The 12465-nt window shown below is 57.0% G+C and carries 11 protein-coding genes; 6 read left to right on the top strand and 5 right to left on the bottom strand.

What is annotated here, in order from left to right:
* The first annotated feature begins 128 nt into the window (after nucleotides 1-128).
* Nucleotides 129-2465, top strand: coding sequence for a protein translocase subunit SecF (secF, locus tag ACGHP1_RS08060; RefSeq protein WP_390508886.1), 2337 nt, complete (start codon nucleotides 129-131; stop codon nucleotides 2463-2465).
* 38 nt (nucleotides 2466-2503) lie between these two features.
* Nucleotides 2504-2974: a transcriptional regulator NrdR gene (gene nrdR, locus ACGHP1_RS08055; RefSeq protein WP_044953681.1), complete on the top strand. Its 471-nt coding sequence runs from the start codon at nucleotides 2504-2506 to the stop codon at nucleotides 2972-2974.
* A gap of 52 nt (nucleotides 2975-3026) precedes the next feature.
* On the opposite strand, the gene ACGHP1_RS08050 is transcribed toward nrdR, so the two are convergent.
* Together ACGHP1_RS08050 and ACGHP1_RS08045 are read right to left on the bottom strand one after the other, a co-directional pair.
* Nucleotides 3027-3395: a DUF4363 family protein gene (locus tag ACGHP1_RS08050; RefSeq protein ID WP_005941949.1), complete on the bottom strand. Its 369-nt coding sequence runs from the start codon at nucleotides 3393-3395 to the stop codon at nucleotides 3027-3029.
* 9 nt (nucleotides 3396-3404) lie between these two features.
* Nucleotides 3405-4097 (bottom strand): DUF421 domain-containing protein, encoded by a 693-nt coding sequence (locus ACGHP1_RS08045; protein ID WP_101956489.1) that lies wholly within the window; start codon nucleotides 4095-4097, stop codon nucleotides 3405-3407.
* Between the two features lie 78 nt (nucleotides 4098-4175).
* Between ACGHP1_RS08045 and ACGHP1_RS08040 the strand changes: the two genes are divergently transcribed.
* From ACGHP1_RS08040 to ACGHP1_RS08030, 3 genes are read left to right on the top strand one after another with little or no spacing between them, the layout of a single operon-like run.
* The gene (locus ACGHP1_RS08040) at nucleotides 4176-5636 is read left to right on the top strand and encodes a spore germination protein (RefSeq protein ID WP_223387566.1); all 1461 of its coding nucleotides are present in this window, start codon (nucleotides 4176-4178) and stop codon (nucleotides 5634-5636) included.
* A complete protein-coding gene (locus tag ACGHP1_RS08035) occupies nucleotides 5633-6433 on the top strand; it encodes a hypothetical protein (RefSeq protein ID WP_390508883.1) in 801 nt (266 codons plus the stop codon). The genes ACGHP1_RS08040 and ACGHP1_RS08035 overlap by 4 nt, the downstream gene beginning before the upstream one ends.
* Complete coding sequence (locus tag ACGHP1_RS08030) at nucleotides 6430-7401, top strand: hypothetical protein (RefSeq protein WP_390508881.1); 972 nt, start codon at nucleotides 6430-6432, stop codon at nucleotides 7399-7401. The genes ACGHP1_RS08035 and ACGHP1_RS08030 overlap by 4 nt, the downstream gene beginning before the upstream one ends.
* 1 nt (nucleotide 7402) lies before the next feature.
* Here ACGHP1_RS08030 and ACGHP1_RS08025 read toward each other — a convergent pair whose 3' ends face one another.
* From ACGHP1_RS08025 to ACGHP1_RS08015, 3 genes are read right to left on the bottom strand one after another with little or no spacing between them, the layout of a single operon-like run.
* The gene (locus tag ACGHP1_RS08025) at nucleotides 7403-8752 is read right to left on the bottom strand and encodes an ATP-binding protein (protein WP_390508878.1); all 1350 of its coding nucleotides are present in this window, start codon (nucleotides 8750-8752) and stop codon (nucleotides 7403-7405) included.
* Nucleotides 8749-9438, bottom strand: coding sequence for a response regulator transcription factor (locus tag ACGHP1_RS08020; protein WP_097775630.1), 690 nt, complete (start codon nucleotides 9436-9438; stop codon nucleotides 8749-8751). Before ACGHP1_RS08020 ends, ACGHP1_RS08025 begins: the two co-directional genes overlap by 4 nt.
* Complete coding sequence (locus ACGHP1_RS08015) at nucleotides 9435-11222, bottom strand: Na/Pi cotransporter family protein (RefSeq protein WP_390508875.1); 1788 nt, start codon at nucleotides 11220-11222, stop codon at nucleotides 9435-9437. The genes ACGHP1_RS08020 and ACGHP1_RS08015 overlap by 4 nt, the downstream gene beginning before the upstream one ends.
* A gap of 305 nt (nucleotides 11223-11527) precedes the next feature.
* On the opposite strand from ACGHP1_RS08015, the gene hprK reads away from it, so the two are divergent.
* Nucleotides 11528-12463, top strand: coding sequence for an HPr(Ser) kinase/phosphatase (gene hprK / locus ACGHP1_RS08010; RefSeq protein ID WP_005941969.1), 936 nt, complete (start codon nucleotides 11528-11530; stop codon nucleotides 12461-12463).
* The last annotated feature ends 2 nt before the right edge of the window (nucleotides 12464-12465 follow it).

The following is a 12465-nucleotide window of genomic DNA, read 5'->3' as shown; positions in this document are numbered from 1 at the left end:
TTTGTCGCAAGAAAGCCGGCACGACGGCCCCCTTGCGGAAATGATAAGGCCCGCCGGAGCAGGCGGTCCGCACTAGAATACGGGCGGCAGCTGCAAGAACTGCTGCTTTTGGAGGTTCCCTGAATTTTATGAAAACAAAAGGAAAAGCATGGCATCTGATCGCCACAGTGCTGTTGATCGTGGTATTTGTGTATACTGCGTTCTTCGGTGTGTATGCCAAGTACGGCGATACGACCACGACCTACATCAAAGGTGCAAAGGATATCCGCTTCGGTGTGGATATTAAGGGCGGTGTCAACGTCACCTTTGTGCCGTCGGATGGCTACGATGCTACCGAAGAACAGCTGGAAGCAGCCCAGCTCGTCATTGAGAACCGTCTCGTGGCGCTGAACGTGACCGACTATGAGCTGTATGTGGACAACAATTCCGACAGCCTGATCCTGGAGTTCCCGTGGCAGTCCGGTGAGACGGATTTTGACCCGGAAGCTGCGATCGATGAGATCGGCACCACCGCCTATCTGACCTTCCGCGAGGGAAGCAGTGTGGACGGTGAGCTGATCCTGGACGGCTCCATGATCGAGAGCGCCGCAGCTCAGTATGGCCCCGTCAGCAATGGCGGTGCTTCGGAATATTTCGTCTCCTTGAAGTTCACCGATGACGGTGCCAAGGCATTTGGCGATGCTACCACAAAGCTGGCTGCATCGGGCGGCACCATCAGCATCTGGCTGGACGATGAAAACGTGAGCACGGCCACGGTCAACACCGCTATTACCGATGGCTCTGCCATCATTACAAGCTCGGCTTCCAATCCTTTCACGCAGGAGCAGGTCGTCAAGATGGCCCGCCAGATCAACTCCGGCGCACTGCCCTTTGCACTGACGGTGGACAGCTATTCCACCGTCAGCCCCAGTCTGGGCGAGAACAGCCTGAGCGCCATGGTTCTGGCCGGCCTGATCGCCTTTGCACTGATCGTGGTGTTCATGACGATGCTGTACCGTCTGCCGGGCTTCCTTGCATGTATTGCACTGGCTGGTCAGGTGGCAGCAACGCTGGCGTTCGTTTCCGGTTACTTCCCGGTGTTTGAAAGCTTTACCATGACCCTGCCCGGCATCGCAGGCATCATCCTTGCCATCGGCATGGGCGTGGATGCCAATGTTATCACGGCAGAACGCATCAAGGAAGAGCTGAAAAACGGCAAGTCGCTGGATGGCGCACTCAAGAGCGGTTTTGCCCGCGGCCTGACCCCCATCGTTGACGGCAACGTGACCATCGTCATCGTGGCCATCGTGCTGATGGGTGCCTTTGGCCCCTCGGACGGCATGTTTGCAAAGGCACTCCACTTTGTGTTCTTTGCCTTTGGCCCCTCCACCGCAGGCACTATTTATGCCTTCGGTTACACGCTGCTCACCGGCGTGCTGCTGAACTTTGTGTTTGGCGTGTTTGCTACCCGTGTGATGATCCGCGGTGCGGCATCCATCAAGGCTCTGCGCAACCCTTGGCTTTACGGCGCTGAAAAGCCCGGCAAGGAAAAAACCGAGAAGAAGCCTATCGACTTTGTGGGCCTGCGCAAGCGTTTCCTGACGATCTCCTCCTGCCTGATGGCAGCCATCGTGCTGTGCGCTGTGGTTTTGGGTGTCCATCTGGATACCGAGTTCACCGGCGGTGCCATGATCACCCTGAGCTACGAGGGCAGCTTTACCATGTCGGATGTGCAGAAGGTTGCATCCTCTGCATTGGAGAATAACGGCCTGACCCTGCAGACCGGCGAGAATGTTGCTACCGGTGGCCAGACCCTGAAAATCTCGATGCCCGGTACCGAAACAGTGACTACCGAGCAGGTGGCTAAGCTGCTGGACAGCCTGAACGAAAGCTGCCCGGACAACAATTTTGAACAGCTGTCGCTGAGCAACGTCAGCGCTGCCATGGGCACCAAGTTCCTGCAGAAGAGTCTGGTTGCCGTGGTGTTTGCACTGGTGCTGATCCTGCTGTACATCGCCCTGCGCTTCAAGAACATCGGCGGCCTGACCGGCGGCATGATGGCAGTGCTGGCGCTTGTGAACGACCTGATGGTGGTGTTTGGCACCTTTGTGCTGCTGCGCACCGCGCTGGATGGCAACTTCATTGCCGCCATGCTTACCATCCTTGGCTACTCCATCAACGATACTGTTGTGGTCTACGACCGTATCCGCGAGAACCGCACCCTGATGGGCAAAAAGGCATCCTTTGAAGAGCTGGTGAACCACTCGGTGAACCAGTCCGCCCGCCGCACCCTGATCACCACCATTACCACGGTGATGGCGCTGGGCGTTATGTGCATCGTGGCAAAGCTGTATGGTCTGGACAGCATCTTTACCTTTGCGTTCCCGCTGATGATGGGCATGATCAGCGGCGTGTACACTTCGCTGTGCGTTTCCACCTCTGCGTGGGTGCTGTGGAGTGAGCGCAAGCCCAAGACCAAAGCCTAAAAACACAGCCCGGTCAGACCGGACAGGAGGAACAGAACATGAAGTGTCCCTATTGCGGAGCCGAGGAATCCAAAGTGATCGATTCCCGCCCCACCGAAGACAGTGAGCGCATCCGCCGCCGCCGCGAATGCCTGAGCTGCCATATGCGCTTTACGACCTATGAGGTCGTGGAGACTGTTCCGCTTGTGGTCATCAAAAAGGACAGCTCCCGTGAGCCGTTCGACCGGCAGAAGCTGCTCAACGCCATGGTGCGTGCCTGCGCCAAGCGGCCGGTCAGCTACGAATCGCTGGAGCGTGCGGTAAGCAGCATTGAGCAGACGCTGCTCAGCTCCTACGACCGTGAGATCCCCAGCGTGCGCATCGGTGAGCTGACCATGCAGGAACTGAAAAAGATCGACGAAGTGGCATATGTTCGCTTTGCATCGGTCTACCGTCAGTTTGCAGACGTGGAAAGCTTTTTCAATGAGCTGAAAAAGCTGATGGGCGACCGCAAGGAACCACAGAAATAATTCGCATCAGAACACCGGCTTTCGCCCAATGGGGCAGGGCCGGTGTTTTTGTTTATACCAGCCGGTGCGAGAGCCATTCCAGTGTTTCCACCTGTACCTGTGCGCGGCGCAGCTCACCAAAGGCTTCCTCTGGGGCACCCATTTCCAGGTGTCCGTCCGCCGCCCGCAGTGCAGCTTCCAGCTCGGTAAAATCTGCGGTGCGCAGCAGGTGGTTCATTTTGGTGCGCATTTGGTCGCACCGGTCGGCACCATCAGCAAGCGCCTGCCGGGCGGCAGGGTAGTCGGCATTGCGGATGGCTTCGGCGGCGGTGTCAAGGTCTGCCGAGATCACATCCGCAAAGCTCTGCACCTTCCAGCTGCTGTAAAAGGCTACGCTCAACAGTACGGCCACAATGGCGATACATGCATAGATCCGCTTCATCCGCTCACCTCAATGGGAGCCGCCGGCACGGCGGTTCTCTTTTTTTAGCAAAAAATAATCCTCGGTCTCGTTGCCGATCAGCAGCAAAATTTCTTCCGGCAGCAGGGTGTTGGCCTGCGCCGTGCGTTCCAGCCACGCGCGGTCCTTGCCGCACCAGCGCAGGTTGTCTTCCAGCACCTGTCCGTCCAGCACAAAGGGAATGGTGGCGTTGGTATGGGTCACCTTCAGCTGCAGGTCAGCAAGACGGGCTGGCTCTTTTTCTGGCCGCAGTGCTGCCGAAAGGGTGCCGTTCGTCTCGATCACCGCGTAGGAGACCTCCCGTGGGTCAAAAATATTTTTACCGCGCAGCGCTTCCATCAGGTCGGCTGTGGTCAGCCGCAGCATCCGCAAGGCTTTCTGATCGATCTGCCCGTCCAAGATCACCGTTTTGGGTCTGCCGGAGAGAAAGTTGAAGAATTTCTGGCTGCGGAAGCTCAGCACGGAGCCCAGCAGTTCCAGCGCTGCAATGAGAAACAGCGGGATCAGGCTGGATGTGATGGGCACCTCTTCCGATTCAATGGAGATGGATGCCAGATTGGAAATGAGAATGGTGGACACCAGTTCTTCTGGCTGCAGTTCGCCCAGCTGGCGCTTGCCCATCAGCCGCATGGCAAACAGAACGCACAGATAAATGATGATAGTGCGGCAGATCAGAAGCTTCAAGTAACAAGACCTCCTGTCGTTTCTGGCGGAATGGATGCCGCTGTAGCCGGGCATACTGCTGTGCAAAGGAGTGGTTGGATGCGGCAGTTATCACAGAGCCTTGCGGCAAATCTTGCGGTGCTGGACAAAATGTTTGGCACCTCTGCGGATTATTATGCCAAGGAGATCACGATTTATCATTGCAGGGGAAGCATCCTGCTGTTTGACGGCATGGCAAGCCTGGATTCTTTGTGGGAGCTTTTACTGGATGCGGCCAGCCGTCAGGCACCGCCGCAGCAGGCAGGCCAGCGTTGCACCGGGCCGCAGGTCTTTGAGCTGATCCTGCACGGCTCAGCATTTCCGGCAGAAAGTGAGCCGGTAACAGATCTGGCTGATCTGATCAAACGAATGACGGCAGGCATGGCGGTCTTACTGCTGGACGGCTGCGCAAAGGGCATTGCCTTCTCGGTGCAGGGACTGAAGTTCCGCTCGGTAGACGAGCCTTCCGGGGAGGGCAATCTGCGCGGCTCCCGCGAAGGCTTTGCCGACCTGCTGCGGGTCAATCTGAGCCTGCTGCGGCGGCTCATCCGTACCGAACATCTGGTGCAGGAGGTGGCGCAGGCCGATACCGAAATGCAAACGGAATACGCCATCTGCTACTGCAAAAACAGGGCAGACTCCGCCATGGTGATCCGTGTGCGCAAAGCGCTTGCCGCTGCAAAGCCGGAGCTTTTGCTGGATTCCAGTTACTTTGTGCCGTGGCTGCTGCCGGGCAAGGCGCGGCTGTTCACGCCGGTAAGCTACACCGAGCGGCCTGCCGTGGCGGCGGCAAAGATCTGTGAGGGCAAGATTGTGGTGCTGGTCAACGGAAGTCCCTCTGCCATGGTGCTTCCGGCTCTTTTCTGCGAAAATTTTGAGTGCTTGGACGATTATGCATCCACCGCCGTGTTTTCCTCTTTTCTGCGCATCCTCAAATATGTTTCGTTCTACCTCACAGTATTTCTGCCGGGTGTGTTCGTCTGTCTGGCGGTCTACCTGCCGGAGCTGATCCCACCGCAGCTTCTGTACAAGATCGAAGCGGCGGAGAAGGCCACACCGCTGCCGCTGTTTGCGGAAATGCTGCTGGTCATACTCATTTTGGAGGTCATCCGGGAAGCAGGTCTGCGGATGCCGCAGTCGCTGGGGCATTCGGTCAGTCTGGTGTCCGCGTTGATCATCGGCGATGCTGCCATTGCCACCGGGCTTATGAGCACGCCGGTGATCTTTGTGGCAAGCATCACGGCCATCGCGGTGTTCGTCACGCCCTCTTTGTACGAGCCTGCTACGCTGCTGCGTCTGGGTGTGGTGCTGGCTGCAGGTCTTGCCGGGCCGGTGGGCCTTGCGGGGGCTTTTTTTGCAGTTCTGCTCAGTCTTTCCGGCACAGCCTGCCTGCAGGTGCCATATCTGGCGGCGCATCCGTTCCCGCAGCGGCCTATGGCAGAGGATGGCATCATCCGCCGCAACTACCGCCGCCTTTCAGCGCACGACTTTAATATCTGGCAGAAACGGGAGGGAAAATGATACAAAAACAGAAAGGCTTTTCTGCTCCCGTGCTGGCACTGAGCGTGTGGACAGCTGCGCTGGCAGAAGAAATGCAGACCGGTATCTCTCCGCGTGGGATGATCATTCATGGAGCGGTTCAGGCTCTTTTGCTCACATGCATCAGTGGGGTGTTCTCTGCCTGCTGGCAGCGGGCAGCCATGCAGGGGGTCTGGCTGTTTTCCGCAGGAGCATGGTTTCTGGCAGAGTTGTTTGGAACCGTAATGCAGGCCCAGAACATCTGCCAGCAGGAGTTCCGCTCCATGGCGCTGATCGGCCTGCTGCCGCTTTTGCTCTGGGCAGGGTGGTGTATTCCGCCTTCCGGCTGGGATGCTCCGGCACGGGTGCTGTGGTGGTTCGTGCTGCTGGGTGGGCTGGTCTGTCTGACAGGGCTTGCCGGGCAGATGGACTGGGCGCACTTGCTGACGGCAGATGCTGTGCAACTGGCCCGCTGGCCGCGTGTTCCGCTGTATGCGGAGTATTTGTTCTGGCCGCTTCTTGCAGGTTATGAAGAGCCGCGCAGCATGTCCTGGCTGCCATGGCTCACCTTTCTGGCACAGGCGGGTCTTACTGCCGGGATGTGCCTCGTATTTGGCGCAGCGGATTACCCGGCACAGGAACTGCTGCGGGCATGGAGTGCAGATGTTTTCTCCCGCATGGATGCGCTGCTTTTGCTCATCTGGCTCACCTGCGCGATCTTCCGCACCGGCTTTCTCTGTGCGGCAGTGCGTACCGTGTGGCAGCGCGCGGTGCAGTGCGGGAAAGGAGCGGCAAAATGAAGCAGAAGAAACTGCGCTCTCTCAGTGCGATGCTTTTGATCGGGTGGTGCCTGATTTTTCTGCGCTGCGAGACCACCGAAAAAAGCATGGTGCGTGCGCTGTATCTTGCTCAGAAGGAACAGTCCATCACCGTAGGGCTGCTGTATCAGGCTCCGGAAGCCGCCGCCGATGCATCCGAGGCTTCTGGGGCTGTGCAGCTGCAGTTGGCGCAGGCGGACACGCTGGCAAAAGCGCTGGCGGCGGCGCAAAAGCAACTGCCGCAAAAAGCGGATTACCGCCTGTGCGATTATCTGCTGATCGATCAAGATGCATCGGCAGAGCTGCTTGCAGCGTATGAGCGTACGGTGCTGGAAAACAGGCAGGGCAGGGTATCGGCAAAAGTTTCTGTGCTGGAAATAGACGATGGATTTTTGGAGGAACTTCCAGCAGAAAAGCAGGAATTTCCGAACAAACTGCTTGAGCAGCTCAAGCAGTGCGCAGACCAGATGCCGAGGCTTTACCAGTATCAGGACGGAATGCTTCTGCCGCAGCTGCGGGCAGAGAAACAGGAAGTGGCACTTGCAGATACAAGCATCCTCTGGCGAGTGGAAAACAGCATTGAGCTGGAGACCCGGCAGGCGGAAACAGCGCGGCTTTTGCTGGAAATGGGCGGCGTGCATACTTTCTGGCTGGAAGGTGAGCCGGTAACGGTCCGCCGATGCAGCGTGTCTGTCACCCTGCGGGAAGAAACTGCCAGTCTGCGGCTGGACTGTCAGCGCAGCTATGATACGCCGCAGCCCAGCGCCGCACAGTGCGAACAGCTGGCAGAACTGTGCACGCAGACGGTGCAGTCTTTCTGGCAGCAGGGCATCGACCTTGTGCATCTGCAGCAGCGCAGTGCATTGCAGAACGGTGTGGGCAGAGAAAAGATCACAATAAAAAACGCCTGCCCGCAATTGCAGGCAGACGTGAGGTTTTTACCGATGTGATTCAGTTGGCAGTGGGGAAGGTGACAGTAATGGTAGTGCCCACATCCACCTGACTTTCCAGCTTGATGCGTGCGTTGTGGATGCGTGCGATATGCTTGACGATGGCAAGGCCCAGGCCGGTACCGCCGGTAGCCTTGCTGCGGCTCTTATCCACACGATAGAAGCGCTCAAACACGCTGGACTGTGCTTCTTTCGGGATGCCGATGCCGTTATCGGCCACAGTCAGGGTGCAGTGTCCGTCGCGGCTGCAGGCTGTGGTGATCTGTACCTTACCGCCGGGACGATTATAACGGATCGCATTATCGCACAGGTTCTGGCATAGCTCGTCCAGCAGGGCACGGTTGCCGTGCACAAGAGCACTTTCGCCCAGACAGTTCAGCGAGATGTAAGCCCGGCGGGCATTCAGCTTCTGGCGCTCTACGCAGTCCTTGGCAACGGTAAGCAGATCCACTGTCTCCATCTCCGGCTCAGAACCGGCTTCGCTGGCGTTGTCCAGACTGGAAAGCTGCAGGATATCGTTCACCAGCTGGATCATACGGCTGGCCTCCACATGGATCTTCTGGGCAAAGCCCGGCACATCCTCAGGCTTTGCAATGCCGGTCTCGATCAGCTCCGCATAGCCGGAAATACTGGTCAGCGGGGTCTTCAGCTCATGGCTGACATTGGCAGTAAACTCCTGCCGCATCTTTTCATTGTTCTCACGGAGGATGCGGTCAGAGTGGATGCTTTCGGCAAAGGGGACAAGCTCCTTATAGGGAACATTGTCCTGAATATGATCCAGATCTTCGGTCATGCTCAGCACAGGGGAGACCAATGCACGGGTGAGCAGAGCTGCCAGCACAGCGGCGGCCAGCATGAGTGCAACGCAGCTCAGCACGATGGCAGGCAGGGTCGAATCATAAATAGACCAGACCGTTTCTGCATCCTGTGCCATGCGCAAAATCTCACCGTTGGGCAACAGTACGGCATAGTAATAGGTCTCGTAGCCCATGGTCTGGGAATCGCGGATGTCCCGGCCCACACCTTCGGTCATGGCCTGACGGATCTCCGGGCGGGAGAGATGGTTCTCCATGGGCTGATCGGTAGCAGATTCAAACAGCACGTTGCCGTCCTGCGAGATCAGGGTGATGCGCAGATCATTGGTAACAAAGGACGAAAGCTGCTGCGGGTCCTGCACCAGATCATAACCGGCGCTTACCAGATCGGCTTCCCGCTCAAGGCTGGTCCATGCCTGAGCCGTGAATGCCTTGTGAAAAACAAAGATGCAAAGCGCCGCCGTGAACAGCAGACCAAGGAAGCCCATCAGGAACAGGCGGTAGCTGATTTTTTCTTCCATGCTGCGCAGCTTCATTCTTCACCGGCCTCCTCTTCATCGGTCAGCTTGTAACCCACCTTGCGCACAGTGCAGATGTATTTGCCGGCATCCCCCAGCTTTTTGCGTAGGGTGCGGATATGCATATCCACAGTGCGGCTCTCCACCGAAATGTCGGTGCCCCACACCACCTGCAGAATGGTCTCGCGTGTCACCACCAGATTGGTGTTCTCCAGCAGCAAACGCAGCAGGCTGTACTCCTTGTAGGTCAGCTCCACCGGCGTTCCGCTCACAGTCACGTTGTGACGGGCATTGTCCAGCAGGATCTCGTGAAAGCTGAGTACGTTGGGACGTGCTTCCGGAGCCGAGCGGCGCAAGGCGGCGCGCACCCGGCTCAAAAATTCCATGATGCCAAAAGGCTTTGAGATGTAATCATCGGCGCCGCAGTCCAGCCCGCGCACGGTGTCCAGCTCGCTGGACTTAGCCGTGACCATAATGATGGGCAGCCTGCGCAGGGAAGGGGTGTTGCGCAGCTTTTTCAGGATGGAAAAACCGTCCTCACCGGGCAGCATCACGTCTAAGATCACCAGTTCCGGCTCTGCAGCGTGCATGGCCTGCCAGAACGGCTCAGAGCTTTCAAAGCTGGTCACTTCGTATCCGCTGGACTGCAGGGCATACTGTTCCAGCTCCCGGATGGCGGCATCGTCTTCAACAATATAGATCATTTGTCAAAATCCTCCGCAGATTGATTTTCAGGGAAGAGATAGCGTTCACGGTAACGGTCAAAACGGCGATGGAATTCCTCACTTTCCTTGGTGTCATTGCCGTGACGCAGCTCGTTGAGGTATGCGTGGGTATCAAAGCTGTCCTGTGCAACCTCGATCTGTGCAACGGCTACGTTGCTGCAGTGGTCGCACACACGCTCATAGTTGGTCAGCAGGTCGTCCAGCACAAAGCCATATTCAATGGAGCAGCTGCCGGCCTGCAGGCGGGCAATGTGGTGGGCCTTGATGGCACGTACCAGCTCGTTGACCACGGCTTCCAGCGGTTCCACCTTGCTGGCAAGATGCAGATCGCCCTTGCGGAAAGCATCAGTGGTGCGGTTCAGAATATCCTGCACCGCATCCTCCAGCACCTGCAGCTCGTCGCGGGCATCCTGCGAGAACTGGATTTCTTTGGTGTGCATCTCTTCGGCAGATTCCATCAGATTTACGGAATGGTCGCTGATGCGCTCAAAATCGCTGATGGTGTGCAGCAGGGTATTTACGCTCTGGCTGTCGGCATGGTTCAGCTCACGGCTGGAAAGCTTGACGAGATAGGTGCCGAGAGCGTCCTCGTAACGGTCTACCTGCGTCTCTTCCTCGCGGACTTTCTGCGCAAGGGTGTCGTTCCACTCATGAGTCAGGCTCATGGCCTGCATCACGCCCACACGGGCAAGCTCTGCCATTTCAGCAGTTGCAGAGCGTGCTCGCTCCACGGCCACAGCAGGGGTGTTCAGCAGGCGGTCATCCAGCAGCGCAAAGCTTTCCTTTTCCGGCGAATCCGGAATGGTGAGGATGGCAAGCTTTTCCAGCAGGTTTGCAAAGGGCAGCAGCACCAGCGTTGCCACGATATTGAACACCGAGTGCACCACAGCGATGCCCCATGCCTCGATGGTGGTGTTCACAAAAGCAAAGTGGCAGACCGTATTCAGGCCGTAAAAGCCGACAAGGAAGATGGTCACACCGATGATGTTGAAGTACAGATGGACCATGGCAGCACGGCGTGCATTCTTGTTGGCACCCACAGAGGAGATCAACGCGGTAACGCAGGTGCCGATGTTCTGACCCATGATAATGGGAATGGCACTGCCGTAGGTGATCACGCCGGTGGCGCTCAATGCCTGCAGGATGCCGACGCTGGCGCTGGAGCTCTGGATGATGCCGGTAACAAGGGCACCCACCAGAACGCCCAGAAGGGGGTTGGAAAAGCGGGTGAACAGGCTGGTGAACCATGCCTCGTTCTGCAGGGGCAGGACGGCGTTAGACATGGTGGTCATGCCAGTCATCAGCACGGCAAAGCCGATGAGGATGGTGCCCACGCCTTTTTTCTTCTCACTCTTACACATATACAGCAAAATGCCGATAAATGCAAGCAAAGGACTGAAAGAAGTGGGTTTGAGCAGATTGATGAGGAGGCTGTCGCCCTGCAGGCCGGAAAGGCTCAGGATCCAGCTGGTGACAGTGGTGCCCACATTGCTGCCCATAATCACGCCGATGGCCTGATGCAGCTCCATGATGCCGCTGTTGACAAAGCCGACCACCATGACCGTGGTAGCGCTGGAACTCTGGATCACAGCGGTGACGCACAGGCCAAGGAAAAAGCCTTTAAGGGGGTTGTCAGTCAGCTTGCTCAGGATCTTCTGCAGCTGGCCGCCGGCCTGCTTTTCCAGTGCTTTGCCCATGATGTCCATGCCGAACAGGAACAGGGCAAGACCTCCAAGCAGGGAAAAGACATTGAAGATGGTCATAAAGATTTCCTCACTTTTGTTTGACGTGTTTTTGATGTGTTTCTCCTGATTTTGAGTATACAGATGCAATGTAAAATCCAAAATCGAGGGAATGTAAAATCCGTGTAAAGGTAAGAAAAATGTAAAAAATCAGTACATGGCTGCGCTACTGCGTGCATTCTTGCCGTGCTGCGAAAAAGCCGCCCGCACAATATTGTTTTTTACCGATCGTTCTATTATAATAATAAGAAGGAATCCTGCACGGTACCTGACAGCAGGCAGGGCTGTGCAGCAGTGCAGCAAAAGGGAGCACAGGAGGAACAAGAATGGGCACATTCAATGTCTCGCTCAAAACGCTGACCGACCGTGTCAGTATGGAAGTTGTCTATACGCCGAAGGAACTGGATCAGATCTGTGTGGAGATCGCCGAAGTGAACCGCCCGGGTCTGTTTCTGGCGGGCTATTACGATTATTTTGATAAGCTGCGTCTGCAGATCATGGGTCTGGCCGAGATGAACTTTCTGTCCGGCCTTTCACCGGAAAAACGCTACGAAGCGCTGGATCAGCTGTTCCGTCAGCAGCCGCCGGCTGTTATCGTCTGCCGCAGCGAGGAATTGACTCCCTTCCCGGAGATGCAGGAGCTGGCCCAGAAGCATGGTGTTGCACTGCTGCGTTCCAATGAGACCACCTGCACTCTGATGGGCAGCCTGATCAGTGTGCTGAATCTGGAACTGGCACCGCGTATCACCCGCCATGGTGTGCTGGTGGAAGTGTACGGCGAAGGCATCCTGATCCTGGGCGACAGCGGCATTGGCAAAAGCGAGCTTGCCATCGAGCTGGTCAAGCGCGGCCACCGCCTTGTGGCAGATGATGCGGTGGAGCTGCGCAAGGTGTCCAACCGCCAGATCATGGGTACTGCCCCGGAGAATATCCGCCACTTCATTGAGCTGCGCGGCATTGGCATCGTCAATGTGGCCCGTGTGTACGGCGTGGGCGCGGTCAAGCTGAGCGAAAGCCTTGACCTTGTGGTTCAGCTGGAAGCATGGGACCCCACTAAGAACTACCAGCGCACCGGTCTGGAAAACGAATACTACGACATTCTGGGTGTCAGCATTCCCAGCACCAGCATTCCGGTCTCACCGGGCCGCAATCTGGCTGTCGTGCTGGAAACTGCAGCCATCAACAACCGCCAGAAGAAGATGGGTTACAACGCAGCGCGTGAACTGCTGATCCGTCTGGGTCTGGACGATAAAATGGATTGATC

The organism is Faecalibacterium sp. i21-0019-B1, assembly GCF_042852915.1.
In the GTDB taxonomy this organism is placed as follows: Bacteria; Bacillota; Clostridia; order Oscillospirales; family Ruminococcaceae; genus Faecalibacterium; species Faecalibacterium taiwanense.
This window is presented reverse-complemented; position numbering and strand designations above follow the sequence as displayed.

Excerpts from the sequence above, each read along its gene's own strand:
- hprK (WP_005941969.1), top strand. The coding sequence starts at position 11,528 with ATGGGCACATTCAATGTCTCGCTCAAAACGCTGACCGACCGTGTCAGT.
- ACGHP1_RS08020 (WP_097775630.1), bottom strand. The coding sequence starts at position 9,438 with ATGATCTATATTGTTGAAGACGATGCCGCCATCCGGGAGCTGGAACAG.
- nrdR (WP_044953681.1), top strand. The coding sequence starts at position 2,504 with ATGAAGTGTCCCTATTGCGGAGCCGAGGAATCCAAAGTGATCGATTCC.
- ACGHP1_RS08050 (WP_005941949.1), bottom strand. The coding sequence starts at position 3,395 with ATGAAGCGGATCTATGCATGTATCGCCATTGTGGCCGTACTGTTGAGC.
- ACGHP1_RS08040 (WP_223387566.1), top strand. The coding sequence starts at position 4,176 with ATGCGGCAGTTATCACAGAGCCTTGCGGCAAATCTTGCGGTGCTGGAC.
- ACGHP1_RS08015 (WP_390508875.1), bottom strand. The coding sequence starts at position 11,222 with ATGACCATCTTCAATGTCTTTTCCCTGCTTGGAGGTCTTGCCCTGTTC.
- ACGHP1_RS08035 (WP_390508883.1), top strand. The coding sequence starts at position 5,633 with ATGATACAAAAACAGAAAGGCTTTTCTGCTCCCGTGCTGGCACTGAGC.
- ACGHP1_RS08025 (WP_390508878.1), bottom strand. The coding sequence starts at position 8,752 with ATGAAGCTGCGCAGCATGGAAGAAAAAATCAGCTACCGCCTGTTCCTG.
- secF (WP_390508886.1), top strand. The coding sequence starts at position 129 with ATGAAAACAAAAGGAAAAGCATGGCATCTGATCGCCACAGTGCTGTTG.
- ACGHP1_RS08030 (WP_390508881.1), top strand. The coding sequence starts at position 6,430 with ATGAAGCAGAAGAAACTGCGCTCTCTCAGTGCGATGCTTTTGATCGGG.